This window comes from Methylomonas sp. MS20 (genome assembly GCF_050275925.1).
GTDB lineage: Bacteria > Pseudomonadota > Gammaproteobacteria > Methylococcales > Methylomonadaceae > Methylomonas > Methylomonas koyamae_A.
Genome location: NZ_CP189962.1, coordinates 1,858,792 through 1,884,601, shown reverse-complemented (window position 1 = coordinate 1,884,601; position 25,810 = coordinate 1,858,792). Strand labels below are relative to the sequence as shown.

The following is a 25,810-nucleotide window of genomic DNA, read 5'->3' as shown; positions in this document are numbered from 1 at the left end:
AAAAAGTTTACTCGAGCGCGCAACGCGGCCGAGTGCAAGATAACGCCAATTTGCGAGCATCCAATACGTTGACGGCGCCGTTGCGATCAATGTCGGCCGGATCGGCGTCCACCACGCGGCGATTGCGTTTAGCGATGACGAAATTGACGTCGGCTTGATCGACATCGCGATCGCCGTCCAGATCGCCCGCCACCGTGATCGTCTCGCAAACGTCCGGAATGTGATTGGTATTGGTATCGCCGACGCGGCGCTCGGCGACGTCGGCGACGTCGGACCAGCCGTTGGCGTTGCAGTCCGGAAATACCTTCAGGTAGTAAACATCCTGTTCGCCGTTGTAGGTTGCGGTGTAGGCGACGCTAGCGCCGTCGGCACGGGAAACCAGCGTGGTGGCATCGCCGATTTTCAGCGAACCGTGCGGCGAGGCGATCGTCGTATCGAAACTCTGGCTGACGGCTTGATTCTTGGACCAGGTCGAGCCGCCGTCCCACGAGTAGCTGTAATAGAGTTGCGAAACCCGGTAGCTATTGCTGTCGCGAGTGTCGTACCAAACCGCGTCGATACGGCCGTTCGGCGCAACTCCCATCATTCCGAACCAGTTCCAATGATTCGCCGCTGGCGTATCGTCGTTGACCCGAATCGGTGCCGACCAGGTTTCGCCGCCGTCGCTGCTGCGGATAAAGTTAACGTCCAAGTTGTCCGGTCCTGCCGGATCGACGGTGGCGAGCACGTACAATTCGCCTTGCCGGGCGCCGATTGCGGAGTTAACCGCCATTTGCACGTCGCCGACCGGCCCGTATTGATTCGGGTTTTGTCTGAACAAAAACAGCGGCGCCAAGCCGCCCATATCGATCTCGCGTACTTCGAACGTCGGCTTTTGGTTCGCATCGCCGGCATTCGTCGATTTGACGAAAATATGCTTGTGCAGGTTGCGATCCATGTTTTCTTCGTCGAAGTACGGGTATTCCAAACGCCCGGCCATATATAAGGTACCGTCGCCACCAACCCGCATCGTGCCGAAGGTCGGATTCTCCGGCAGTTCGATCGGCGCTTCGAAACTGGCGGCGCGGTCCAGCGAACGGCTAAAACATTTGCCGTCTAGGCAGTCGCGCCAGTTCAGATAGACGTGCCCGTCTCCGGGGCCGCCGCTACGATCGACCGCTAGCTGTGCCTTATCGCCGCCTTCGCCATGAGCGTGGACCGGCGCCTCCCAACCGCGGCCACCGTCCAGCGATTTAATCACCTGAATGTCTTGAACAAAGGTGTAGGTCGGATCGAAATGCAGACTTTGGAAATAAAAATGGCCGAACGCGTCGACATCCAAGGTCGGATTGCTGCGTCCCTCGCCCGGGGTGATAGCGCCGCTAAAATGCCAACTCGCCCCGCCATCGGCCGAGTAGGCCCAACCGGCTTGACGAAACGACGACGCCACCGAGTCGAATTGCCGCCAAGCCGCGACAAGGTTGGTGGGATCGAGTGGATTGATCGCCAGCGCGGGCTCGTTAGCCGCGTCGCCGACAATATTATTGCCGTCCGAATCGACGTTGATTTGTATGCTGGCGTAGGCACCGAATCGGTGTGGCGCGTTCGCCGCGACCGCATTCGAGCCGGCCGCCGCGATCCACGCCGCGCTACTTAACCACGCCATCGCGGAAACGCGCGTCATAGTTGGCGCCTCCGCATGCCAATGCGCGCCAAACCGCCCAAACCTGAAACAAATAGCCAAATCGAGGCCGGAACCGGTACCACCGAAGTATGCAAACTGAAATTTCCGACGATAGCATCGCGGGTGCCGAACAAATGGTCATAGCCTTCGCCCAAACCCAGTTCGCCGCTCAAATCCAGCGAACCGTCGTGAATATCCAGCACGACATTGAACAAATTATAGGATTGGGAGCGAAACGACACATGATTGTACAAGGACCATGCGGAACGGCCGGATGCGCCATCCATATTGGCGGCGTCGTATTCCAGCGCGTAGTCGCCGGATAAAATGCGATTGAATTCTGATCCTGTATCGACCCGGAACCGAAACACGCCGGATAAACCAATCACGCCGGTAACGGTCGAGGCAAAATTGGCCGGATCGAATTCGATCGTGGTCGGTTTTGCGTGGCGCCCGGTCAGATTGGCGACATGCGTGCCGTTCACTGAAAACGTCAGGTTCTTAGCCGGAATTTCGGCGACGCCCGGCACGATATGATCTTCGAGAATTTGCGTGGCGGTGCGGCTATTCGCGGCCGGGGCGTCGAAAAATTCCTCCAAGTACATCGAAGGTGCGGCGGTCGCGTCAATCGCGATTGCGTCGGCGAGCGCGTCTCGATCGAGATTCACCACCATGGTACCGCCGGAAACCGTGGCGGCGGAAACAGGCGGCGATAACGAGGCCAGCAGTGCCGCGGCAACGAGCGCGCGCGACCCTATCATTTGAATATGCATAAATTTGCCAGAGGAAGTCATTTCCGTTGAGAGCCGATGCGCAAAATACCCGCACGACTTAGTCGTCCGGATATTGCGCCCGGTCAAGGTTGCCGGTTACGCGGCGAGCGGTGCCGACTTGCGACGCCGCGACGCCAGCACGCCGAACAGACCGCTACCGAACAACCACGCGGCGGCCGGCAATGGAACGGCGGCGGGAACCGGCGAAATCAGACTGAAGGTGCCGGCCATGCCGGCGGAATTGGAACCGTCGCCACCGAATAAAAAGGCCGATGTGTTGGGCGACCACCAGAGCTCACCGGTAAAGGCCAGGCTATCGCCGTCGGTGGTAATACTGATATTACGGGTGTCGAAGGTATTGGAAGCAAAACTGACGTTGTTGGTTAAGGTCCAACCGGTGTTGGTGCCGTTGTTTCGCGCGGCGATATAAGAGAATTTGTAGTCGCCGGACAGCAGCGTGCCGGTAAAGCTACCGCGCGTCATATACACGCCATCCAAACCGACCTGACCGCTCGCGGTCAAGCTGGAGGCGTTCAGCAGATGGTCTTGATCGGACGCCCAAGTCAACGTCGTCGCTTGATTACTGCGCCCGCTGCCGCCGATATAACCGGTCGGTATCCCGGTGCCCGCCAAACTGCTTGGATTCACGTCGTAACTTAATATGTTCGGCGCCGGATAGGTATTCGTCGGAGTCGCGACCATATCGTTCGCGGTCAAGGTGTCGGCCACCGCCTTATCGAAAAAATTGGCGACGTAGTAGGAGGTAATCGAACCTTCTCCCAAGTTCAAGCCGGCCAATAAGTCGTTTGGGTCGTTGAATGCGATATTGAACACACCGCCGTTCAAGGTACCGGCGTTGGCTAGATTGGTCGCCGCAAGCGCCGCCGCGGCAAACCAGGTTTTTCCTAAGGTCATTTTTTTTGATCCATGAAATTGCATATTTAATTCCTATAGGCTTGAAAGATAGATTTTCGGTAGCCGATTCGAACGCTTCGAACCGACGCTTACTCTCGTTCGAGAGGCAACCCGGCTGTCTTGAACCAAGACCCAAGGCTTTCCGGCTCCGTCTTGCGGCGGATGTGGCAAATTTACCGTCGATACCGCACCTTAAACTCGGCTCGACTCTCGCGGCCTCTCCTGATCCGCTCTTGCCGGCACGCTGTCCAGATGCTGATTCCGAAAGTAATTTCCGGTGCGGCGAACAGACTCAAGCAGTTAGTGTGCCAGCCATACCTCGCTAAAACCGGGAAACGGTGACCGGCTGTCGGTGGCGCTATTGGAGTCCAGAACCGAGTCATCACTGCTAAAACCGGGGTACACAGAGAATCTGAACATCGTCGACTGCGGTCGACGGGGCGCATGAAAAGCAAACGGACAAAGCCATTCGCCTATTTTTGCTGAGTGATTTCACTCAATTAATCTCAACTATAGATAAGCTAAGTTATTGAAACAAAATTAAAATTAATATTCCTACCGCAAATGCCCAATGCACTTCGCGGCGTATAACATAATTTATTAAATTTAAGATTAATTGATGCCTAAAACCGGACTGACGCCGGAAAACATCGTTTCAGCGGGACCGGCGAAACGAAGGTGCCGCAAAGAGTGGGAAAGTTATTTGCCGTAAATCAAGGCTTGCGGCTGGCGTTCCAGCCCCTCGGCCAAGTCTTTGAGCGAACGCGAGGCGTTGCGCACTTCCAGCAAGGCCTGGTTCAACGGCGCATCGGCGTCGGCCAGCGTCTCGACCGCATTCAGCGCGTGCCGCGATTCCTGCAGAACCTGGGTCGCGGCGGCCAGGCTTTGTTCGGCGGCGCGCAACACCGGCAGCAATTCCCGGTTGAAATCCCGCAGCGTGGCGCGGGTGTCGGTTAGCGCGCCGTTGGCGTTGCTCAGCAAGGGTTCCGTTTGCCGGTTCAGCGTCGCCATCAACTTTTGGGTTTCCTGTAAGGACTTCGCCAAGGCGGTCATCGATTGCTTGGTGTTATCCGACTGCAACAGATTGCGGATTTCGGTCAAGGTATCGGACAGATTTTTCAGGGTTTCCTCGACCGGCAATTGCTTGGCCCGGTTGATGATTTCGTCGGCGGTGTTGCGGATTTCGTCGACCGTAGTCGGCACGCTGGGCAGTTCCGGCAAATTTTTATAATCCAGTTTGACCAGATTGATCGGCTTGTCGCTGTAGAAATTCAAATCGACATACAGCAAGCCGGTCAGCAAGCTCTGGGTTTCCAATCGCGCCTTCAAGCCGGCTTCTATCATGCGTTGCGCCGCTTCCTGTTGCTGTTTCTTGGTGTGGCCGTGGCTTTCCTCGCCCGAGGTGTTGCGCAGCAAGGCTGGGTCGATTTCAATGACCACCGGTTTGTAGATTCGGTCGGTGTCGGTTTCCATCACCAACGAAATCTCGCTAACGTTGCCGATCTGCACGCCCTGCAGCTTAACCGGCGCGCCGACGTTCAAGCCGTTCAAGGCCGAGTCGAAGAAGATCACGAAGCGATTTTTGTCCTTAAAATAATCGCCGCCGCCGAAAATCATCACGCCCATCGTCAACAAAGTCAGCGCACCGGTCAAAAACAAACCGATCGCCAATGGATTGGCTTGCTTGCTCACAGGCTACTCCGAGTGCGGCCACCGGCTTGCCGGGATACCGAGGCGTCACCGCGCGTCAGGAAACGCACGATATTAGGGTCTTTGGATTCCGCCAACAATTGTTTGGGTGGGCCGCCGGCAATCATCGTATGGGTTTCGGCATCGAGAAACACCGAATTGTTGCCGATCAGGAAAATACTGTCCAGATCGTGGGTGACCACGACTACGGTGGCCGACAAGGCCTGGCTCAAACTGAGGATCAGGTCGTCGAGCAATTTGGCGGTGATCGGGTCCAGGCCGGCCGACGGCTCGTCGAAAAACAAGATTTCCGGGTCCAGCGCCATCGCCCGCGCCAAACCGGCGCGTTTTTGCATGCCCCCGCTCAACTCGGACGGATAATAATCCTCGAAACCGGCCAAACCCACCAACGCCAGTTTGTACGACACGATGTCGCGGACCTTCCGGGCCGGCAGACTGGTTGCCTCGGTAATCGGCAGCGCCACGTTTTCGGCCAGCGTCATCGAGCTGAGCAAGGCACCGCTTTGAAACAACACGCCGGTGCGCTGCAGAATGCGCTGGCGACCGGCCGGATCGGCGGCCCACAAGGCTTGATCGCCGTAGAATACGTCGCCGGCGGCCGGCGCCTTCAGGCCTATCATGTGCCGCAATAGCGTGGTCTTGCCGCAGCCGTTGCCGCCCATCACGACAAACACGTCGCCGCGATTGATCGTGAAATTCAGATCGTGCTGAATCACGAAATCGCCGTAGGTCATCGTCAAATCCTTGATCGTGATGCAGGCATCGGCCATCGCTAAATTCCCAGGCGATTACAGATTATCGTCATCACCGAGTCGGCGACCACGATGAATACGATCGCGGTCACCACCGCCGAGGTTCCGGCATCGCCGACCGCCGACGCGCTTCGGCCGCATTGCATGCCGCGCATGCAGCCGGACAAGGCAATCAAAATTCCGAACACCGAACATTTGACGAAACCGATGATAAAGTCCTTCATCTTGACCGCGCTGGCGGTGCGGTCAAGATATTCGGTCAAAGACACGTCGAAAAAATTCACGGTGACCAAGCCGCCGCCGACGATACCCATCAAATCGGCATACAAGCAGAGCAAAGGCATGATGATAATCAAGGCCAGCATTCTGGGTAGTACCAGAAAAGCCATCGGGTCCAGATTCATCGTTTTCAATGCGTCGATTTCGCTATTGACGTGCATCGTGCCGATCTGCGCCGCATAGGCGGCGCCGGTGCGGCCGGACATGATAATCGCGGTCATCAGCCCGCCCATTTCGCGGGTCATGCCCAGACTGACCAGATTGGCAATGTAGATTTGCGCGCCGAACAGCGACAACTGCACCGCGCCGACGAAGGCCAGAATCAAACCGACCAACAGACTGATCAACGTGACGATGGGCAGGGCCGACGGGCCGCATTCCTGGATATACAACCACAAATCCTGACGGCGGAAATGCGCCTGACCACGCACGGCGGCCAAGGTGCTAAGCGTCATGTCGCCGACGAAGATCAGCATCTCCTTGGCATGCCGGACCGCGGCGGCGGTTTCGGCGCTCAGCGCCTCGCTCCAGCGCATTTTCCGGGTAACGCGTTGGGCGTCCAGGCGTTCCGGCACCGCGTAAACCAGCGCCAACAAACCTTGCAACGGTGCCGGCAGCGTAGCTTTATCGACCGCCAACCGTTTTCCGGTCGCGCAGTCGATAATTTTGATCAACTCGGTCACCAGCAGGCTGTCCCAGCGGCCCAGCTCGGCCGTCGCGAAACACAATCGCTGGCCGGCTTCTAACGCCTTGACCCGCGCCAAGATCGGCTCGATGTCGGCCGAATCGGACTGCAACAGCCAATCGCCGACGAAGGCGACTTCCAAGCCCGCCGACGTTACGTTCGCGGCGATCGAGGGCGGCCGTGAACCAGCGGCGTTGACCGGCGGAATAGCGGGTGCGGTTGTCACCGAGACGAGGGATGCCTTAACCGATTAAAACGGGATATCGTCGTCGAAATCGTCGTAAGACGCCGGCGCCGATTGCGGACCGGACGACGAAGACGGCGCTGAAGGACGCTGATCGTAACTGCTCGGCGGCGGCGTATTGTTATCGGAATAATTAGCGGTTCCGCCGCTGCGGCTGCCGAGCATGTTCATCGATTCGGCGACGATTTCGGTGGTGTAACGATCCTGGCCGTCCTGCCCCTGCCATTTCTGGGTACGAATCCGGCCCTCGACATAAACCTGGCTGCCTTTTTTCAAATACTCGCCGGCGGTTTTTGCCAGGCCGGAGAAGAACACGACCCGATGCCATTCGGTCTCTTCCTTGCGGTCGCCGGAATTGCGATCCTTCCAGCGGCGGGTGGTGGCTAATCGTATCGTGGTAATGGCATCGCCGCTCGGCATATAACGCACCTCCGGGTCGGCCCCGAGATTTCCGATCAGCATGACTTTATTCAGCATGGTTTTCTCCGTAAAAAAACTAAGCAGCGGCTCAACGCCATTGCTGTAAAAATTGGTTCAAATCGTCCTTGTTCAGGCGCTGGCTATCGACTTTCAGATAGGCGGCTTGTTCCTCGAAATGCAGGCGAACTTCCTCGACGCCGGCGATAGTCAGCAGTTGTTTGGAAAATTCACCACTCTGCTCTGGCGACACGTTTTTCAGTGGCAGCAGCAGATTCGCCCAATAACGCGGCGGCGCCATAAACCAGGCGATCAATATCCAACTGGCGGCGATAGCGGCCGAAAACAAAAACACCGAGGCCGGGCCGAATTCGCCGTACAACCAGCCGCCGGCCGCGCCGCCTAAAAAGGCGCCGATGAACTGGGCGCTGGAATAAATCCCCATCGCGGTGCCCTTCAAATCGCCGGGCGCGGTTTTGGAAATCAGCGACGGCAACGTAGCTTCCAGTAAGTTGAATCCGCAGAAAAAGATCCACAAACAAGCAATCAAGCCAATCAACTCGCCGTGCAGCAGCACGAAGCCCAGATTCGCCACCAATAACGTCGAAATAGCCGCCAGAAACACGCCCTTCATTTTGCGTTTTTTCTCGGCGATGATGACAAACGGAATGATGCCGGCCATCGACGTGACCAACACCGGCAAATACACCAGCCAATGTTTGCCGCCTTCCAGGCCGGCATCGCGCATTAGCAAGGGCACGACCACGAAACTGGCCATCAAAATCAAATGCAACGCAAAGATGCCGTAATTCAGGCGCAGCAAATCCGGGTTGGTAATCACCGAACTCAGCTCGGACGGAATGTATTCGGCGTCGCGGTGAGTGGTGATTTTTTCCGGGTTGGGAACGACGAACAGCACCACTAGAATCGCCAGCGCCGCCAACAGCGCGATCATCCAAAAGATGCCGGCGATGCCCCAATGGTCGGCAATGATCGGCCCGGCCGTGATCGCCACGCCGAACGAAATACCGATGCTGGCGCCTATCGTCGCCATCGCCTTGGTGCGGTGCACCTCTTGAGTCAAATCGGCCAGCAAGGCCATCACCGCCGCCGACACCGCGCCGCAGCCCTGCAAGGCCCGGCCGATCAAGACGCCGTAAATATCGGTCGCCAGCGCGGCCACCACGCTGCCGGCCACGAACAGCAACAATCCGACGACAATGATGGTCTTGCGGCTGAAACGATCGGACAATAGTCCGAACGGGATTTGCAGGATCGCCTGGCTCAAGCCGTAAATGCCCATCGTCAAACCGACCAATTTCGGAGTCGAACCGGGCATTTGCTCGGTGAACAACGACAGCACCGGCAGCAGCATGAACAAACCCAGCATCCTCAGCGCGTAGATACTGGCCAGCGAGACGGTCGCCCGTTTCTCCATGGCCGTCATCGGACTGGTAATATCCTGAACCTGTGTCAAACCCAACTCCTCTTCGCGCGGTGTCCTAAAGCCGCTTATGGTATCAGGTTACGCGGCGCTCAGGAATGCAAGGACGGTGCTCGCGGCCCAAATCCGGCGCGATCAGCCGGCCGCCGCCGGGCCGGAACAGCAAGATCCGATTATGGGCCGGCATTGCCGCATATTCGACTATCACCGACTCGGCGGTCCATTGGTCATCCTTGATCCCAGAAAGAGCCGTTGGCGCGTGTTGCGGGCCGTTGGTGAGAGAGCGACATATAACACCCCAAACCAGCCACCCATTCCGATTGAAAACCACCGCCGGTTTCAATCCAATTCGGTCGGGAACTCCAATGACAAAATCACCACTGGCGCCGACGACTAAAGACGCTTCCCGGTCGCCACCTTCCAATGCGACAGCGATGGCATGCATATTCCAGTCACGATTAATTCTACTTTGTCAGATTGAAGCAACGCCGTCATGCCCGCCGGGATGCGAGTATCCAGTGCCATGGATGGCAAGCTTGGATCCGTCCGTGGGGTCTGGATTTCGGCAATCCCCGCCGAAATGACGAGCACTACCGAGAATCTGACAAAGTAGAATTAATGACTCCCCTTAAACTCGACAAGATGCCCCCTCTCTCGGTCGTAGTGGCGCATAAAGCAATTAGCCTATACTGGAACCAACGTTCTATAACCCAGAAACTTTAGTGAGTATGATTTGGAGTCTTTTGTGAGCACCGTTAAAGGACCAAAACTCGCTATCATCGGCGGTTCAGCGGGGTCATTGAGGGCTATCAAAGAACTATTCCGAGATGTCGGCGCGGAGACCGAGGTTGCTTTTGTGCTGATTCAGCATCGTAGCCCGGATCACAAGAGCATGTTGGCCTCGCTCCTGTCCGTCTGGACACATCTTCCGGCAATAGAGATCAAGGAAGGCATGCAACTTGAAGCGGGCCGAATTCATGTCGCGGCTGCCGGCATGTCGCTCAGTTTCAGCGATGGCATACTACACTTGACCTCGCCCGCATCGCCCGATGAACGATTCCATCCGATCGACGAATTCTGTCAAGCGGTTGTTGAGCAGAACAGCATGGATTTGGCGCTCGTCGTGTTATCCGGTACCGGCGTCGATGGTACCAAAGGAGGGGCGGCGATCAAACAAGCGGGTGGAATTGTCCTCGTCCAAGACCCGGTGGATGCTGACTTTAACGGCATGCCGACCAGTGCCATTCTGTCGGGGATAGCCGACCAGATCATGCCCGTAGTCGACATCGCGACCGTCTTGCAGGCATGGGCTAGCAAGCCAAGTACTCCGCCGGTCGTTGCCGATCCCAAACCAGAGCCGGAAGAGGATATTATTCACCGTATTCTCAGCAAGGTCCGTGATCGCTGGGGCAACGACATGAGTGGCTACAAACCCGCCACTATCCGGCGCCGCATTGCCCGGCGCATGGCTTCGGTGCGAATCCAAGATGTTTCCTCCTATCTCACCTTGCTAGACCGGCAAGCCGAGGAAATTGATCGGTTGGCCCAAGATCTGCTGATCGGTGTCACGGAGTTTTTTCGCGATCCGGAGGCCTTCCGCATCCTTGAGGAGGTGGTGGTTCCCGCCATCTGCCAAGCCAAAACGTCGAATGATCCGGTCCGCGTATGGGTGGCCGGCTGTTCCACTGGCGAAGAAGCCTATTCAATTGCGATACTTTTCTTTGAGTGGTTTGCCGCCCATGCACAGCCGCCGCTGATCCAGATATTTGCGACCGACATCGACGAAACGGCCCTCGCGGCAGCCCGCAACGGCAGTTTCCCCCAAGACGGCCTGAGCGGCCTAAGCCCGGCCCGGATCGAGCAATTCTTCGACAGCAGCAAGGACGGTTATCGGATCAAGAAAGGCGTGCGCGAATCCATCGTCTTCGCCTCGCACAACTTGATTGCCGACCCGCCGTTCTCCAAACTCGACTTGGTCATTTGCCGCAACGTCCTGATCTACCTGAATGCCGAGGTCCAAAAGAAGCTCTTGGCGCTGTTCCATTTCGTGCTGAATCCGGAAGGCTACCTTTTTCTGGGCAGTTCGGAAAGCATCGGCCATCAGCCCGCTTATTTCCGCTCAGTATCAAAGCCTTGGCGTATCTATCGCAACCTTGTATCCGAGAGCGATACTCGCAAGGCGCCCCAGCTGCCGATTGCCGGCGCCGCCTCTCCGCGCCGCGGCTTCCCTTCCCTGCGGGAAGCCAGGAGTGGAGCTAACCCGTGGGGAGATACCCAATATTACCGCAGCCTGTTGGACCGGTTCGGCACAGTCCAATTGCTGATCAATGGTAACAATGAAGTCCTCTTCACGTCCGGGAACACCGCCTCTTATCTCGGCGTGCCGGTCGGTGAGCCTTCCCTCGAGATATTCAAGCTGGTACGCCCATCTTTGGTCACGATACTGCGTTCCGCGATCGGTCGAGCCAGAGAGCAACACGACAAGGTCGCGGTCACTATCGATCCCGCCGAGGGGGATGCCCTGATACGAATCGAGGTTACACCACTGGAGCAGACGGAAGCTGACGAGGTCCTGCTGATTGTGTTGAGCCCGCAGGAAAGAACCGAACAAAGTACCGTGGTTCAAACCGGCAGCGCCGGCGAAACCTGGATTACCCAACAGTTGGACCGGGAATTGAATACGGTGCGTGAGGATTTGCACCGCACCATCGAACAATCTTGGCATTCCAGCGAAGAACTCAAGACCGCCAACGAAGAAGTGATGGCGATGAACGAGGAACTGCAGTCGGCCAATGAAGAACTGGAAAGTTCCAAGGAAGAGCTGCAATCCCTAAATGAGGAGTTGTCGACGACCAATGCGCTGCTGGATGGCAAAGTCTCCGAACTCGAGACCGTTAATGCCGATCTCGGCAACCTCTTGAATAACAGCGATACGCCCACGTTGCTGCTCGACAAGGCATTGCGTATCCGCCGTTTCACTCCCGCCTGCGCGCAACTGATGCGTGTGATTCCGGGCGACTTGGGCCGCCACCTCGACGACATCGTCCGCCACTTCGATGATCCGGAACTGGCGCGGGATTGCCTGCTGATCATGCAAGGGGGCATTGCGCCCGAAGTGGAAGTTCGCAGTACCGCGGGGCGTTGGTATTTGCGCAAGGTCCTGCCCTACAGAAACCTCGATGGCCGGATTGTCGGCGTCGTTCTTACTCTGCCCGACATTACCTCCGTTCGACAGGCCAACGAAGAGATACGCCAATCGGAAGCGCGGCTGCGCGAGAGCGAAGGCCGCTACCGTCAGGTGACCGAATCCTTACCGCAACTGGTCTGGACCTGCAGGCCGGATGGTCCCTGCGATTATCTAAGCCCGCAGTGGCTGACCTATACCGGCACGAGCGAGGCCGAACAACTGGGCTATGGCTGGCTAAATCAGCTCCATCCCGATGATCGTCAACTAGCCATGGACCATTGGCTGGCAACCGCCGCACACGGTCTGCCGTTCGAGATCGAGTTCCGTATCCGCCGGCATGACGGTCAGTATCGCTGGTTCAAAACCGTCGCCCAGCCGGTCAGGAACGATGCCGGCGACATCGTTAAATGGTTTGGTTCCAATACCGACATCGAGAACCTCAAACAAGCCGAGGCAGCCCTGCGCGAACGGGAACACCGGCTGGACTCTATCGTTAGATACTCGCCTTCGGTCCTATCGCTCAAACACCCGGATGGCCGCTACGCCCTGGCCAACCCCAACCTGCAACGCATTCACCATCTGAGTGAGGCGCAGATCATCGGCAAGACCGATTTTGACTTATACCCGGAGGCGACCGCCCGGGTCCTCCAGGCCCACGACCAGCTGGTTCTGGAGAGCATGGCCCGCCACTCCATAGAGGAAAGCGTACCGGTGGACGGTGTGCCGCGCATCTACTTATCCCACATCTTCCCGATCCTCGACGACGCGGGCCGGGCCGAATACATCTGCCGCATCGCCCTCGACATCACCGACCGTAAGCGGGCGGAAAATGAACTACGCGAGAGCGAGAGCCGCTACCGGCAAGTAACCGAGTCCCTGCCGCAGCTGGTCTGGACCTGCACACCCGACGGCACGTGCGATTACTTGAGCCCGCAATGGGTAGCCTATACCGGCCTGAGCCAGGCCGAACAACTGACCTATGGCTGGCTCGATCAGATCCACCCGGATGACCGCCAGCGGACTATCGATGGTTGGATGGCGACTGCAGCTCAAGGCCTACCGTTCGAGATCGAGTACCGCATCCGGCGGCATGACGGCGAATATCGCTGGTTCAAATCCCTCGCGCAGGCTGTCAGGAATGATGCCGGGGAAATCATCAAATGGTTCGGCTCCAGTACCGACATCGAAAGCCAAAAGCAAGCTGAAGACATTCTACGGACCAGCGAGGCAGCGCTGGCCAGTCTCAATCAACGTTTGGAGGAACAAGTCGAGCGGCGTACCCGAGCACTGAATGAAGCCCAACGCATCGGTAAGATTGGGAGCTGGACGCTGGACCTGGCGACCGACAAGGTAGCCTGGTCGCCGGAACTTTACCGGATGTTCGAGATAGAGCCATCGGCCGAAGCGCCCGACTATTCCAGACAGGCAGCCATCTTTACCTCGGACAGCTGGGAGCGGTTGAACGAAGCATTGCATCGGACCCGCGAGACCGGCGAAGCCTACGAACTTGAGCTGCAAACTCAACGCGCGGATGGCAGTAGAGGGTGGGTATTTGCCTGTGGCGAGTTGGTAAAAGACGACAGTGGAGCCGCCATCGGCCTGCAAGGCGTGGCGATGGACATCACCACGCGCAAGAACGCTGAATCAAAATTGGCGGCAAGCGAGCACCAACTGCGCATTTTATTTACAGACTCACCCGACGCCTACCTCATCATGGAACTCGACGGCGGCAAGATCGCGGACTGTAATAAAGCCGCCGAGAAGATGCTGAGAGGCACAAGAGCCGAGATTATCGGCCTGACACCGGATCAAGTGTCACCGCCGCAACAGCCTGATGGCCGTACCTCACAGGAATCGGTTCCCGAAAAAATCAAAAAGACGCTCGAGCAAGAATACAACCGGTTTGAATGGGTACACCGTCGCTTTGATGGCGAAGACTTCTGGGCCGAGGTAACGGTTTCGCCTATCGATTATTCGGGTCGCAAGGCCTTGATGGTGGCGTGGCGTGACATTAGTCAACGGAAACAACTCGAATTGGCGCTGCAGCAACAGCAGCAGGCTTTGAAAAGCGCCAACGAAAATCTGCAACTGCTCAATTCAATGGTGGAGGATAGTGCCGACCCCTTTTATGTGGTGGATGCCGACGATGGTTTTCGCCTGATCTTTGCCAACAAGGCTGCCTGTAAACATTATGGATTTCCCAAACAGCAACTTCTGACGATGCGAGTCCCGGATTGGGATCCGGATGTTAGTTCGGAAAAACTCCAAGAAGTCCTCAGCGAGATCAAAACCGCGGAGCATTTAACGATCCAGACCCGCCATCGCGTTGCCACCGGCGAACTGATACCGGTGGAGGTCTCTATCAATCTTCTTCAGGGAGACGGCCGGCAGTACTTATATGGTTATTTCTTCGACATTCGTAAACGTCTGGCCTTGCAGGAAGCCCTGAACCAGGCCAAAGAGTCCGCCGAACAAACCGCTCTAGCCAAATCCGAATTTCTCGCCAATATGAGCCACGAGATCAGGACGCCGTTGAACGGTGTGCTGGGCCTGGCCCAGATCGGCTACCGCGATAATGCCGGCCGTCCCAAAGTGCAAGAAACCTTTGGACGCATCCTCGACTCGGGCAAACTGCTGCTGACCGTCATCAACGACATCCTCGACTTTTCCAAGATCGAGGCCGGTAAACTCGATATCGAAACCGTGCCCTTCGACCCGGCCGAAGTCGTGGCAGAAGCTATCCAGTCCTTTACTACCGTGGCTTCCAGCAAAGGCCTCAAGCTATCGGTAGAGAAGATTGATCTGCCCGTTCGCTGCCTGGGCGATCCGATACGCATTTCTCAAATTCTCCTCAACTTGCTGTCCAACGCCGTCAAATTCACCGAGCAAGGTGAAATCAGCCTCTCAGCTTGGCGGGATAGCGGTGACTGGGTATTTGCGATTCGCGATACCGGCATCGGCATTCCGCCGGAAACGATCGCCCGCTTGTTCCAGCCCTTCGAACAGGCGGACAGCAGCACGACCCGCAAATTCGGCGGAACCGGCCTCGGCCTGGTCATCAGTCGCCGTCTGGCAGAATTGATGGGCGGCTCGTTGACCGTGGGGAGTACGCCTGGGATAGGTAGCACCTTTACCTTGCGGCTAACGCTGCCTGAAACCGAACTCCCCATGACCGTTAGCCCTCTGGCAATAACGGGAACCCGGCGATTGACCGGTTTGCGGCTGCTGGTGGCTGAGGATACCGAAATCAACCGAGTCGTCATCGAAGGTATGCTCTTGGACGAAGGCGCGGAACTGCTAATCGTCGAGCATGGGCAGGCGGCTGTCGATGCGGTTACGCAGGCGACCCGGCCGTTCGATGCCGTCCTGATGGACGTGCAGATGCCTGTCATGGATGGACTGGAAGCCACACGACGAATCAAGACTATCCGTCCCGACCTGCCGGTAATCGGTCAGACGGCCCACGCAATGAAGGTAGAACACGACAATTGCCTGGCTGCCGGGATGGTGGCGACCGTGACCAAACCCATCGCCATCGACCAACTGGTGGAAACCATCCTGGCACAGGTTAACGGCGCTTCCGCTTCGACATGCCCGAAGGCAGCAGAGTCAGTCCTCGAACGAGGCATTGAAGATCCGCCGAGTTTGATTGACTGGTCGGCTTTACATACAAACTTCAGCAAATACCCCAATTTGGTCGGGCGTATCGTTCAATTATTTCTCGACGCCCATACCAGCACCTCGGCGCAATTGCGCTATCTGGCAGCGGAAGGAAATTATGTCGCCATCGAATCTCTGGCCCACGAACTCAAGAGCGAAGCCGGTAACCTGCAGGCCAATGCCGTCATGCAGGTCGCAATTGAATTGACGACGATGGCTCGCAAACAGAAGGAGGAGGCTTTTGGTTTGGCTCGGCGGCTAGCCGAGATGATCGAGCAGATGCTGAAAGAATTGCGCGACTGGAAAACTCACAATGACCATTTTAATTAATCGGTTGTGCTTGGTTTATTAGATTCCGAATGGTCGCTTTACGGACTTACAGTTCGCGGAATCCGGATTCGGCTGACTGGCGGGTTAGGAGAAACGTAACAGGCGGCTAAGGGTCGTTTGCGTCAATTCGCCATTCCCAAACGCCGTCATTCACTGCCGGCGTAAAGGCATCGGAATCGATGGCCGAATTTGGATTGGAACCGGCGACCGCTTCGCGACCGGATGCCTGGCGGTGTTGAAGCTCGCGTAGGGCGCATTAGCGGTAGCGTCATGCGCCGAATGACATACGGTGCAATACGGCTACGCCTATTACGCCTTACGATTGCACTTTACGGCCTTGCTTGATCCAATCGCAGTAACTACGTTCGGTATGCAAGGAATAATGTTTCAACCGCATCACGCGACACACAGTCCAATAAGCTTGGCAATTTGGTGCTTGACACAAAACACCTACCTGATAAAGTCAGCGGCGAATTTAATACGCAGGCAAGGTTGCCTGAATTGGCCGCCAATATCAAGTTATCGAGGCAAACATGCCCACTTTTACGGATACGCAGGCAAAAGTGCCTGAAAAGGCGGTGAATATCAGGTTATACGGGCAGATTTGCCTGATAATCAATAGTTAAATGCGGGGCCAATCTCGAAAGGCTTGGAAAGCAATTAATTTATCGTAAAGAAATAGCAAATAATGGCTGAAGAAATCATGAAAATATGTTATCGCCTGGAGGGAAAAACCTTGCAGGTTAACATGCGTTCAACCAGACAAGGTTTTTCCCTCCAGGTTAAGCCATGATTTTCAGCGTCATTCGTGTTTCTTTGCTTGAATCAAAATTATTGTTTGGAAATGTCATCAAGGCATTTAACCAGTCGTTAAACCTGACCAAAACTCCGCTTCGCTCCGTTTTGGCAGGTTAACTCTATTCGTTAAATGCGGGGCCAATCTCGAAAGGCTTGGAAAGCAATTAATTTATCGTAAAGAAATAGCAAATAATGGCTGAAGAAATCATGAAAATATGTTATTACCTGGAAGGAAAAACCTTGCAGGTTAACATGCGCTCAACCAGACAAGGTTTTTCCCTCCAGGTTAAGCCATGATTTTCAGCGTCATTCGTGTTTCTTTGCTTGAATCAAAATTATTGTTTGGAAATGTCATCAAGGCATTTAACCAGTCGTTAAACCTGACCAAAACTCCGCTTCGCTCCGTTTTGGCAGGTTAACTCTATTCGTTGGGCGTCAAAAGGAGAACGCATTGCTTAGTCTCGAAAGTCCTCGTTGGTCTGAGCTACAGCATGCCTACGGGCACGCCTCCGACATTCCAGCTTTGCTAGAGCAACTAGCTGATGTTCCAGACTCCTCGGATGACAAAGAACCTTGGTTCACTTTGTGGAGCGCTCTCGCTCATCAAGGCGATGTTTACTCAGCATCATTCGCAGCAGTCCCGCATGTGGTACAGGCGCTTGCGTCTTCCCCCATGAAAGCGGACTTCACCTATTTTCAGTTTCCCGCATGGGTAGAGATATGCCGCAAGAAAAAAGGCGTACCCGTTCCAGAAGATATTGCTCCCTCGTACTTTGAGGCATTGTCACGGTTGCCAGCTTTAGTTGCGGCTGCCTCCGCTCGCGAATGGGATGACACCTTGTTGTCTTGTGCTCTCTCTGCCATTGCAGCATCAAAAGGCCAAGTCGCTGTTGCTGAGGCAGTTCAGGAGTTGTCGCCGGAAGTCGCCGAGGAGTTCATGCAGTGGTTCTTCGAGCGATAAGCCGCCCAACCCGGCAGTCGAGTGGGACGCTCCGCCTATCGGCGTCGCGCCCCTCACTTTTACGTTATGCGTGTTACTCCCATGGCCGGTAATCTGTTCGTTTCGAGCGCGTTGGACAATTGGCATCGGCGCCTGAATGCACAGGAAAATGTGCCGCAGCACGGGTTTAGAAGAAACACCACTGTTTATACGCTCGTCTGTTACGTAAATAACATCATTGGCTGTTATTTGGGGCACAACACCGAACCCATTCCCCTTTTCATTCAGCGTGGCAGGGTACACATGCTTCAAAGCCCGGCATCTGAGGAATGGCGCCCTTACTATGGTCTGGTCTCTGAGTATTTCGAAGTGATGGAACGTCATCTTCAAGAGCATGGGATTTCATCTGTTTATGAGTAATGCCAATGAAACCACGCATAACATGGCGCTCAACCTCGCTCCTTTCAGTCGCTGGACGCTGCGCGATAAAGCCGCGCAGCGCCGGTTAGCTCTACGTTGGGCATCACGAGCATGAACTCACGGGAACTTGAAGCACTAGGCGAACCCGATCTCAAAATTGCGGGCCTTCATCTATGGGTACATGGCCGCGAGTTTCCTCAATCCGAGGACTACTGGGATGGCAATTGGCTAAGAGTCACGGCCTATTGCTTGTATCCAAATTCTTCTGTACGTACACATGGCTCCATTGTTCATTTGGGAGAAATTGCTGGTCTTCTTCGGGAAACGGAGAGTCTTTATAAAACACTCCAAGGCCAAGCCGCGCTGCAGTGCATGGAACCGTATCTCGGAATAGAACTCTTGGCGCAAACAGGTGGGCACATACGAGTAAAGATATCTATTACCCCAGATCACATGACTGAAACCCACAGCTACACAGACAACATTGACCAATCGTACCTTCCGCCCATTGTTGCGGGGTGCCAAGCGATCCTTGCCAAGCTGCCGCTGAGAGAACCCGAGGCGCTAAATAGATGAGCAAAACGCCCAACAATGCGGTCAACAGGGACGCCCAAACAGCCGGCTTCGCCGCCTGTTTGGCCACCCGTTACCTTAAACGTTATGCGCGAAAGAGCTATGGAAACTGAAATCATCGAATCCGCAGTTCCGCTCAGTGAATCGGATATTGAGCGTATAGAAGAACGAATTGGCATTAAGTTGCCGTCGGAACTAAAGATGTTTCTGCTAAAGTCCAATGGAGGTAAACCAAAACCGGACACCGTTTGCTTCGAGGGCGAATACTTTGATTCTGTTGCTTTCTTCTATGGTGAAGAGTTCCGTTCGTATGTGTCAGACCTAATACTGAGTACGGAGAACTATCGAGACTTAATTCCGGGCCACTATCTTCCCTTCGGCGAAAGCCTTGGTGGCAATGTCTATTGCTTGAGTCTAAAAGACGAAGACTATGGCGCTGTTTACTATTGGGATCATGAGATGGCAAATTATGACGGTGAGCCTTGGGAAGAGAATATGACAAAGTTGTCCAATGCACTTTCAGAATTTATTGATGGGCTGCATGAAGAATGCGCATAACCCGTCGCTTCACCCGACCAAAAACCGCGATGCGGTTTTCGTCGGGTGAGCTTGTCGTTGGCCCTCACTATTGGAGCCTCTTTTATGAAATGGTGTCTAGCCTTACTCGTCGCGCTTCTTCCGCTTGCCGCTCAAAGCGGATGGATTGATCCGAGCGGAAAGCCCATTCCTGATTCTGACAACATGCGCAGTGCTGGAGACTTCGGCATTCAAATCGTTCTTACTGCGAACGAAGGTCAGTTTCGCCAAACATGGAACTCATCCACGCCCCCGCCGAAACTGACTACTACCAACACGGTACGTCTAGGCGAAACGGTCTCCGCACTCCTCATCTTTCATGGCTGTGCGCCGAATGTCGGTGGCGTTTGCGACGTGGTATCTGATTTCATCCTCGAAGGGCCAGATGGAAGCAAAATGACGGCGGGTGGTGGCCCAGTTTGGTCTGGAAAGCCCATGCAGCAACGCCTCTTACAGCTCGGCCAAGCCAGTATGACTGTAGGCTTCGACAAGACTGATCCTGTTGGCGACTACAAGGTCACAGCGACCGTCAAAGACAAAGTTTCTGGCCGAGTCCTTTCTGTTACAGCGCGACTGAAAGTCACGAAGTGAGTTGTTGCGCCGTGAGGGCCAATCGGTTAGCTTCACGTTAGGCCGCGTATGAGGGCTGCAGTCGCGCTTGCGTTCCCGGTTTTCGCCACGATTGCCGCGATCGGTCAATCGATCATCCGCGAAAAGCGAAACAGAAGCCCATCCGCGTACCGAGCCACAACCAGCCTCCTATTGACCATCTTGCTGTTCAACGTCGCAGGGTCCTTCTTCTTTGGCGTATATATTGCTATCGACAATCCGAAGACCGCAAAAGACGCTCTTTGGTTCATGCCACTACTTTTCGCACCCGTCGAGTACTGGCTCCGTTTTGGCCCTGCACTCGTCGCGGCCGCCGCGGTGTTTGCACTGATATCCGTGCAACTGCATCGATCGAAGAGTTGCTCTTTCTCGTTACGAAAAGACTCGCAAAGTAGTTCAATCCTATCGGTCAGCAAAATCCGGTTTCGTTCCGCCAAATTGACTGTGAAAAAATAACAACCGCCTTTGAGGCGATGTCGGCGATATTCTGTCATATCGCATTTACCGGCGCTTCGATTGATGGGTTTCGCTTCGCTCTACCCATCCTACTGTCGGCCATTGGCTTACCTCCGGTCATTGGCCGACTTTGGGTCGGAACCGGCGACCGTTCCGCGACCGGAATGCCTGGCAGTTTTGAAGTCGGAATCGCTCGCGGGTTCGATCGGAATATGCAAGAGTCCTATCGAAGCCTGAACGGCAACATACTTGCCGCTGTAAATGAAAATCCCCGTCCGTCCCGCTTTTTGCCTTGCGTTTATTGCTCGGAGCGTTGCTCGCAACTCTTTTAGTATTAAGGGAATCACTATTTGCCTTGCCCGCAAGGCTTTTAGTGTTACGCACAAGGCTCGGAGCCTTGCGTATATTGCTCGGAGAATTGCGCGCAACTCTTTTAGCGTTGCGGGAATCACTTTTTGCCTTGCGCACAAGGCTCGGAGCCTTGCGTGTATTGCTCGGAGCGTTGCGCGCAACTCTTTTAGCATTACGGGAATCACTATTTGCCTTGCCCGCAAGGCTTGGAGCCTTGCGTGTATTGCTCGAAGCGTTGCGAGAATCACTTTTAGTGTTGCGGGATAGACCTTTTGCGTTGCGATCAAGACTGGAAACCGCGTTAATTGCCGGATTCGCGTTGAAAGCGCTGCTCCGGCGGCCAACCCGATACCCAATCAGCGGTCACGGCGTGGTTAAAACGGTTTACGGCGAGTCGGGCCGGCCGGCTCGCCGCGTAATGCAGGATTTTCGGCGATCGGCAGTCCTTAGGTAGCCGCTTTCGGTTTAGCGCCGCGATTAAAACGGACCGACATTGCTTGCCGCAGCGTTTCCAACGCGGCGCCCTTGCCGGCAATCTTTAACGAGGCATAGGCATCCAAACTAAAATTGTAAATATCGCTGCCCAGGACCATGTCGGTATCCTCGCCGCGACTCAACAAATCCCGCAAGCGATGCAGGCGCGGGCGTAATTGATCCAGCGCGGTAAAATCGGCCACGGCTTCGTTGACATCCAGGCTGGGCGGCAGCGCTTGCGGATTTTGACCGGAGACGATGAGCGTCTGCCGGCAAAACGCTTCGGTCTTATCGCCCATCTTCGCCAGACTATGCCGTTCGTTGGGCGATAGATTGAGAAAGCTGGAAAAATGACTTTCCAAAACACTCAGCGCCGCATCGATTTCAGCGAGCGCGCTATCGGTAAAACTGATTGAAATCAAATTTTGACTCATCGTCATCTCCTTAAACTGATTACCAAACGCGCGGAATAAGCTGTCGTTCCGCGTATTAAAGCCTAGCCAACATTTAAAAAAATGACTGATTTTTTATGTTAGTTTAATTACTGACGGATTTGTCGAAAACCGGCCAATTTAGCCAGTCTGGGCTTGGCAATTAGGCAGGACTACGCCTAACGGAAGCAGCGAGCTTATATTTCGGAAATGCCCAAGTGTTAGACAACGGCATCAAATTTGGCGCAAAATCCGACAACGTAGAATTGAGCCTTTTAAAGACGGTACGGGAATCCCAAATGAAAAACCGCCATCAGTGAAAAATCTCCGCACTGATCGCTAACGGTAAAAACACGGAATCCATCGCAAAGCTGAACGGCAGATCGACCAGCGGATAGCGTGGAGCTTCGGTCTTGAGTTTTCGGATAGTCGGATTGTCGTTTTCCAACGCCGCCCAATCCAGCCGAGTGCCGCAGTAGATGAATACGCGCTCGTACAACGGAACTTCGGCATTTAAGCTTTTGAAAGTGGCGCAGCCGGATAGTCCCATACTGCAAAAAACACAGATGACGATATTCTCGAATGTTTTCAACTTATTCCTGTTATATGATTGCCTTCAACCTACCATCTAGCTTATCACGTCAAATAAGCTAAAACTGTTGCTCACAAGGAATGCCGTCATTGTCACCATCCATCTTCGTATCAGGGCAATTCCGGAGATAAAAAACAGCTTCCTCATACGACCCCATTTCCGAGCAATACACCTTACCTTGACACTGAAAATGTTGAATGGGTTTTTCGGGTTCAGCAATTGGCAATACCGGCTGACCACTAGAGCCATTTTGATTCGCAAACTTGCTGAAGATTGAAACAGCGGCAACTATAAGCAGCACAGGAATAAATCTATATCCTGATTTCTTATACGGTGGTCTATAGGTGTTGCGGCTTCCGTGAGGTCTTTGTTCCGGTAAAGTGGATTTCGGTGTTTTACGCTTTCTGTCAATTGGAGCGACTGTTAAAACCGGAGACACGCCTTCTATTTTTGCGTTGATCGCGCGTAGCTTGCCATTATCATCAAGATTTGTTTCGTAATAAATAACGTCTCCAACAACTGGAGAACGGCTCATACTTTTCAAAGCCGATATGTGGATAAAAATATCGGCGCCGCCTGACTCCGGTTTTATGAAACCGAAGCCTCTTTCTTCTACCCAACCAACCAGTTTGCCCTTTTCCGTTTCCATCGCTTAGTTATTTGTCATTTTAGGATTCAGCAGCCAACTCACTTGCAATTATCTCAGCCTGCTTTAACACGGTTTCTGTAGCCAACAATTGCATATCCGGCGGATAGCCGCACTCGGCTCTCCCCTGAGCGATCAGCCGGTCCGGAACACCAAGGTCCGATTGTTGGCCGGCATTTCTACATCGGCTACAGCCGTCAAGCCGGCCGACGCCGCCAAGTCGGCGATCCATTCGTAATCCTTGATGCCGCTACGCGGATCGCGCTGTTTCAACCATTCGTCGAAGCGGGCATTGCTGTCGCTAGTGTAGCGGCCTTGGTAATTGAAGGGGCCGTAAAAGCACGCGGTCGCGACCGGGCTTAGATAAGTCCGCAGCTTTTCGAACAAGATTTCGACTTCGGCATGCCCCATGATGTGCAAGGTGTTGGCGGAGAACAAGGCATCAATGCCGTTACAAGGCCAGATCGCGTCGGTCACGTCCAAGGCCAGGGCCGGGCGCAGATTGTCCAGTCCGGCTTCGTCGCACCACAGCGCGATACCGGGCAAATGCTCGGCGCGGTCGGTGGGCTGCCATTCCAGATGCGGCAAATGCCTGGCAAAATGGCAAGCATGCTGGCCGGTGCCGCTGCCGATCTCCCACACCGTCGCCGGCTCGGTAAACGCGGTCTTTAACACTTGCAATATCGGGTCTTTGTTGTTTTCGAAGGCTTGCGAGAAGGGCTTAGCTGTCATTACGGTTCTGGTCGGGATTAGTATGCCGGGTATTATGCTATTGATTCGGCGCGACGATCACAATGCCTGGAGCAATTGCCGAGACGGCAGCAACCCCAACGCGACAACCGCAAAACCATCCCGCAAGCCATCGACAACAAAACATCCAAGTCAGCGATGATTTAAAGATCATCCCTGTTGGGGTTCGTTGCCTCACTCTCAACCTATGTCTCTGGCCGATTTTCACCTGCCTAAGCGCCACCCAATACCTCCCATGCATCCGTTGCGTTTGACAACGGGGCGTCTCCGCCGGTAGCTTAATGACAGAAGAGTCAGCCCACGGCCGATCGCCGACTGCGGTTAAATGCCAATTGCTTACCAGTACACTGAAGCCAAAATACGCACCTTGAATGCGACTATAACCGACCATTTCATCGCCCAGTTGTGGACAGAGGCCTTGGCAAACGACTTGCGGACGTTTTTGACCGGCCGGGTCAAATGCCCGGAAGCCGCCGAGGACTTGGCTCACGAAACCTATTTGCGTTTCTACAAAAGCGCCCATACCAACCTGCCGGACAACGCCCGAGCCTTGGCGTTTCGCATCGCGGTCAATCTGGCGATCGATTATCAGCGTCATTGCAAGGTCAAAAGCCAAATTTTGGCCGACATTGACGACGAACTATTGGCCGACACCGTGGCTGACCACGCCCAGACCGATCCGTTGCGGATTCTGCTGTCGCGCGAACGCTTCGGCACGATGGAAGCTGCATTGAGCGAATTATCCGCCGACTGCCGCACCGCATTTATCCTGAACAAAATCGAAAACCTGTCCTACGCGGAAATCGCCGGTCGCCTGAATATCTCGCAGCGCTCGGTCGGCAGGCTGCTGGAACAGGCGATTTTGCATTGCATGCTGCGGCTGGAGGATTGATATGGATACAGGTCACACCCTACTAGCAGGTATCGAGTCCCTGCTGCCCTTTTCGGCAGTCGAATGCCGCCGATGACCCGCAACGATCCGAGCGCCTTAGACTTGAAACGCCAAGCCGTGCGCTGGCTGGTGCGCCTGCGTTCGGACGATTTGAGCGAAGCGGAAACGCTGGCATTCGCCGAGTGGCTGTCGCAGGATTACCGCCATTCCGAAGCCTTCGCCGCGGCGGAAAACACCCTGAACGAGATGGCCGTTGTCGCAACCCATTCCGAAAAATTGGCCGTTACGCTCCCGCCGCAGACTGTGTCACCGACGCATCCGCCCGAGCGGCGGTCGCGGCAAGCTGCGCGGGGCCGATATTGGCTTGGCTCCGGCCTAGCGATGGCGGCGGTTTGGCTGTTGGCCGTGCTCACGATTATGCCCAGACAAAGCCATCTGCTTGCCGACTATTTTAGCGACTACCATACGGGCACCGGCGAACAGCGCCAACTCGAACTGGCGGACGGTAGCCACCTGCTGCTCAATACCAATACCGCGATTTCGGTCGACTTCAACGCCGACGTACGGCAAATCGTGTTGCACCACGGCCAGGCTCGTTTTCAGGTGGCGGCCGATGCGGCGCATCCGTTTCAGGTACAAGCCGGCGAACTTAACGTGCGGGCCTTGGGCACTGTTTTCGACGTCTACCAAAGCGGCGGCCAGACTCAGGTCATCGTGGAAGAACATGCCGTACTCGCCTTGCCGGCCGGCCGGCAGGCTGCCGACGGCATCAGGATCGAGCAGGGCCAGCAACTGAGCTATCGGCCCGGTCACACAGGCACATTGGAAACGATCGACTTAGAATTGGCGCAAGCCTGGCAGCAACGGCAATTGATCGTCAGCGACCGGCCGCTGGCGGATCTGGTTAACGAACTGGAACGCTACCGCCTGGGGCGGATTTATATCGCCGATGAAACGCTGAAACAGCAACATGTCACCGGCGTATTCCCGCTGGACAATCCGGATGTGGTGCTGGAAACCTTGCACAAAGTCCTCGGCATCCGTGCTACCCATCTGGGCCCGTGGGTGGTATTGCAGCGCTAGGCATCTCGTGCCATCAGTTCCCAGCACTCAATCTCGGCAGAAAATCGCCACGGCATGACCAGCGTGCAGGAGTAGTGATCAGCGGCCAAATGCATGCGGGCAACACTTTTTTTGGCTAGGTTTGCTCGGCCAATCGTTGTTTATAAGGAGATTAATATCA

The 25,810-nt window shown here is 55.1% G+C and carries 20 protein-coding genes and 1 riboswitch; of the genes, 8 read left to right on the top strand and 12 right to left on the bottom strand.

Annotated features, from left to right (window positions below; genetic code table 11):
* Positions 1-7: 7 nt before the first annotated feature.
* From ACQE3D_RS08145 to ACQE3D_RS08110, 8 genes are all read right to left on the bottom strand, one after another.
* Positions 8-1,663 (bottom strand): hypothetical protein, encoded by a 1,656-nt coding sequence (locus tag ACQE3D_RS08145; RefSeq protein ID WP_427551564.1) that lies wholly within the window; start codon positions 1,661-1,663, stop codon positions 8-10.
* Positions 1,660-2,424 carry a VPLPA-CTERM sorting domain-containing protein gene (locus tag ACQE3D_RS08140; protein ID WP_064030892.1) on the bottom strand — a complete coding sequence of 255 codons (765 nt, stop codon included), beginning with the start codon at positions 2,422-2,424 and terminating at the stop codon, positions 1,660-1,662. Before ACQE3D_RS08140 ends, ACQE3D_RS08145 begins: the two co-directional genes overlap by 4 nt.
* 108 nt (positions 2,425-2,532) lie before the next feature.
* On the bottom strand, positions 2,533-3,351 hold the full coding sequence (locus ACQE3D_RS08135) for a PEP-CTERM sorting domain-containing protein (protein WP_168028885.1): 819 nt from the start codon (positions 3,349-3,351) through the stop codon (positions 2,533-2,535).
* A 102-nt stretch (positions 3,352-3,453) separates the two neighbouring features.
* A riboswitch (cyclic di-GMP riboswitch) is annotated at positions 3,454-3,530 on the bottom strand.
* A gap of 520 nt (positions 3,531-4,050) precedes the next feature.
* Positions 4,051-5,043, bottom strand: coding sequence for an MlaD family protein (locus tag ACQE3D_RS08130; protein WP_427551563.1), 993 nt, complete (start codon positions 5,041-5,043; stop codon positions 4,051-4,053).
* Positions 5,040-5,831, bottom strand: coding sequence for an ABC transporter ATP-binding protein (locus tag ACQE3D_RS08125; RefSeq protein ID WP_427551561.1), 792 nt, complete (start codon positions 5,829-5,831; stop codon positions 5,040-5,042). The genes ACQE3D_RS08130 and ACQE3D_RS08125 overlap by 4 nt, the downstream gene beginning before the upstream one ends.
* A gap of 2 nt (positions 5,832-5,833) precedes the next feature.
* Positions 5,834-7,003: an MlaE family ABC transporter permease gene (locus ACQE3D_RS08120; RefSeq protein WP_313728391.1), complete on the bottom strand. Its 1,170-nt coding sequence runs from the start codon at positions 7,001-7,003 to the stop codon at positions 5,834-5,836.
* A 24-nt stretch (positions 7,004-7,027) separates the two neighbouring features.
* Positions 7,028-7,498: a single-stranded DNA-binding protein gene (gene ssb, locus ACQE3D_RS08115; protein ID WP_064030875.1), complete on the bottom strand. Its 471-nt coding sequence runs from the start codon at positions 7,496-7,498 to the stop codon at positions 7,028-7,030.
* Between the two features lie 31 nt (positions 7,499-7,529).
* Positions 7,530-8,915, bottom strand: coding sequence for an MFS transporter (locus ACQE3D_RS08110; protein WP_427551560.1), 1,386 nt, complete (start codon positions 8,913-8,915; stop codon positions 7,530-7,532).
* Between the two features lie 712 nt (positions 8,916-9,627).
* On the opposite strand from ACQE3D_RS08110, the gene ACQE3D_RS08105 reads away from it, so the two are divergent.
* From ACQE3D_RS08105 to ACQE3D_RS08080, 6 genes are all read left to right on the top strand, one after another.
* Positions 9,628-16,059 carry a PAS domain S-box protein gene (locus tag ACQE3D_RS08105; RefSeq protein ID WP_427551559.1) on the top strand — a complete coding sequence of 2,144 codons (6,432 nt, stop codon included), beginning with the start codon at positions 9,628-9,630 and terminating at the stop codon, positions 16,057-16,059.
* 1,249 nt (positions 16,060-17,308) lie between these two features.
* Positions 17,309-17,818: a hypothetical protein gene (locus ACQE3D_RS08100; RefSeq protein ID WP_071158573.1), complete on the top strand. Its 510-nt coding sequence runs from the start codon at positions 17,309-17,311 to the stop codon at positions 17,816-17,818.
* 81 nt (positions 17,819-17,899) lie between these two features.
* Complete coding sequence (locus ACQE3D_RS08095; RefSeq protein ID WP_427551558.1) at positions 17,900-18,217, top strand: hypothetical protein; 318 nt, start codon at positions 17,900-17,902, stop codon at positions 18,215-18,217.
* A 111-nt stretch (positions 18,218-18,328) separates the two neighbouring features.
* Entirely contained in the window at positions 18,329-18,793 is a 465-nt protein-coding gene (locus ACQE3D_RS08090) for a WapI family immunity protein (protein ID WP_427551556.1), read from the top strand.
* Between the two features lie 99 nt (positions 18,794-18,892).
* Positions 18,893-19,348: an SMI1/KNR4 family protein gene (locus tag ACQE3D_RS08085; RefSeq protein WP_071159879.1), complete on the top strand. Its 456-nt coding sequence runs from the start codon at positions 18,893-18,895 to the stop codon at positions 19,346-19,348.
* Positions 19,349-19,432: 84 nt separating this feature from the next.
* On the top strand, positions 19,433-19,957 hold the full coding sequence (locus ACQE3D_RS08080) for a hypothetical protein (protein ID WP_139306306.1): 525 nt from the start codon (positions 19,433-19,435) through the stop codon (positions 19,955-19,957).
* A gap of 1,271 nt (positions 19,958-21,228) precedes the next feature.
* Here ACQE3D_RS08080 and ACQE3D_RS08075 read toward each other — a convergent pair.
* From ACQE3D_RS08075 to ACQE3D_RS08060, 4 genes are all read right to left on the bottom strand, one after another.
* Positions 21,229-21,690 carry a hypothetical protein gene (locus tag ACQE3D_RS08075; RefSeq protein ID WP_427551555.1) on the bottom strand — a complete coding sequence of 154 codons (462 nt, stop codon included), beginning with the start codon at positions 21,688-21,690 and terminating at the stop codon, positions 21,229-21,231.
* 310 nt (positions 21,691-22,000) lie between these two features.
* A complete protein-coding gene (locus ACQE3D_RS08070; protein ID WP_427551554.1) occupies positions 22,001-22,279 on the bottom strand; it encodes a YceK/YidQ family lipoprotein in 279 nt (92 codons plus the stop codon).
* A 58-nt stretch (positions 22,280-22,337) separates the two neighbouring features.
* Positions 22,338-22,928: a cold shock domain-containing protein gene (locus ACQE3D_RS08065; RefSeq protein ID WP_426994239.1), complete on the bottom strand. Its 591-nt coding sequence runs from the start codon at positions 22,926-22,928 to the stop codon at positions 22,338-22,340.
* Positions 22,929-23,060: 132 nt separating this feature from the next.
* Positions 23,061-23,657, bottom strand: coding sequence for a DUF938 domain-containing protein (locus ACQE3D_RS08060; protein ID WP_427551553.1), 597 nt, complete (start codon positions 23,655-23,657; stop codon positions 23,061-23,063).
* Between the two features lie 343 nt (positions 23,658-24,000).
* Here ACQE3D_RS08060 and ACQE3D_RS08055 point away from each other — a divergent pair, with 343 nt between their 5' ends.
* Together ACQE3D_RS08055 and ACQE3D_RS08050 are read left to right on the top strand one after the other, a co-directional pair.
* Positions 24,001-24,567, top strand: a complete 567-nt coding sequence (locus tag ACQE3D_RS08055; protein ID WP_427551552.1) for an RNA polymerase sigma factor — start codon at positions 24,001-24,003, stop codon at positions 24,565-24,567.
* 72 nt (positions 24,568-24,639) lie between these two features.
* Positions 24,640-25,650 (top strand): FecR family protein, encoded by a 1,011-nt coding sequence (locus ACQE3D_RS08050; RefSeq protein WP_427551551.1) that lies wholly within the window; start codon positions 24,640-24,642, stop codon positions 25,648-25,650.
* Positions 25,651-25,810: the final 160 nt, after the last annotated feature.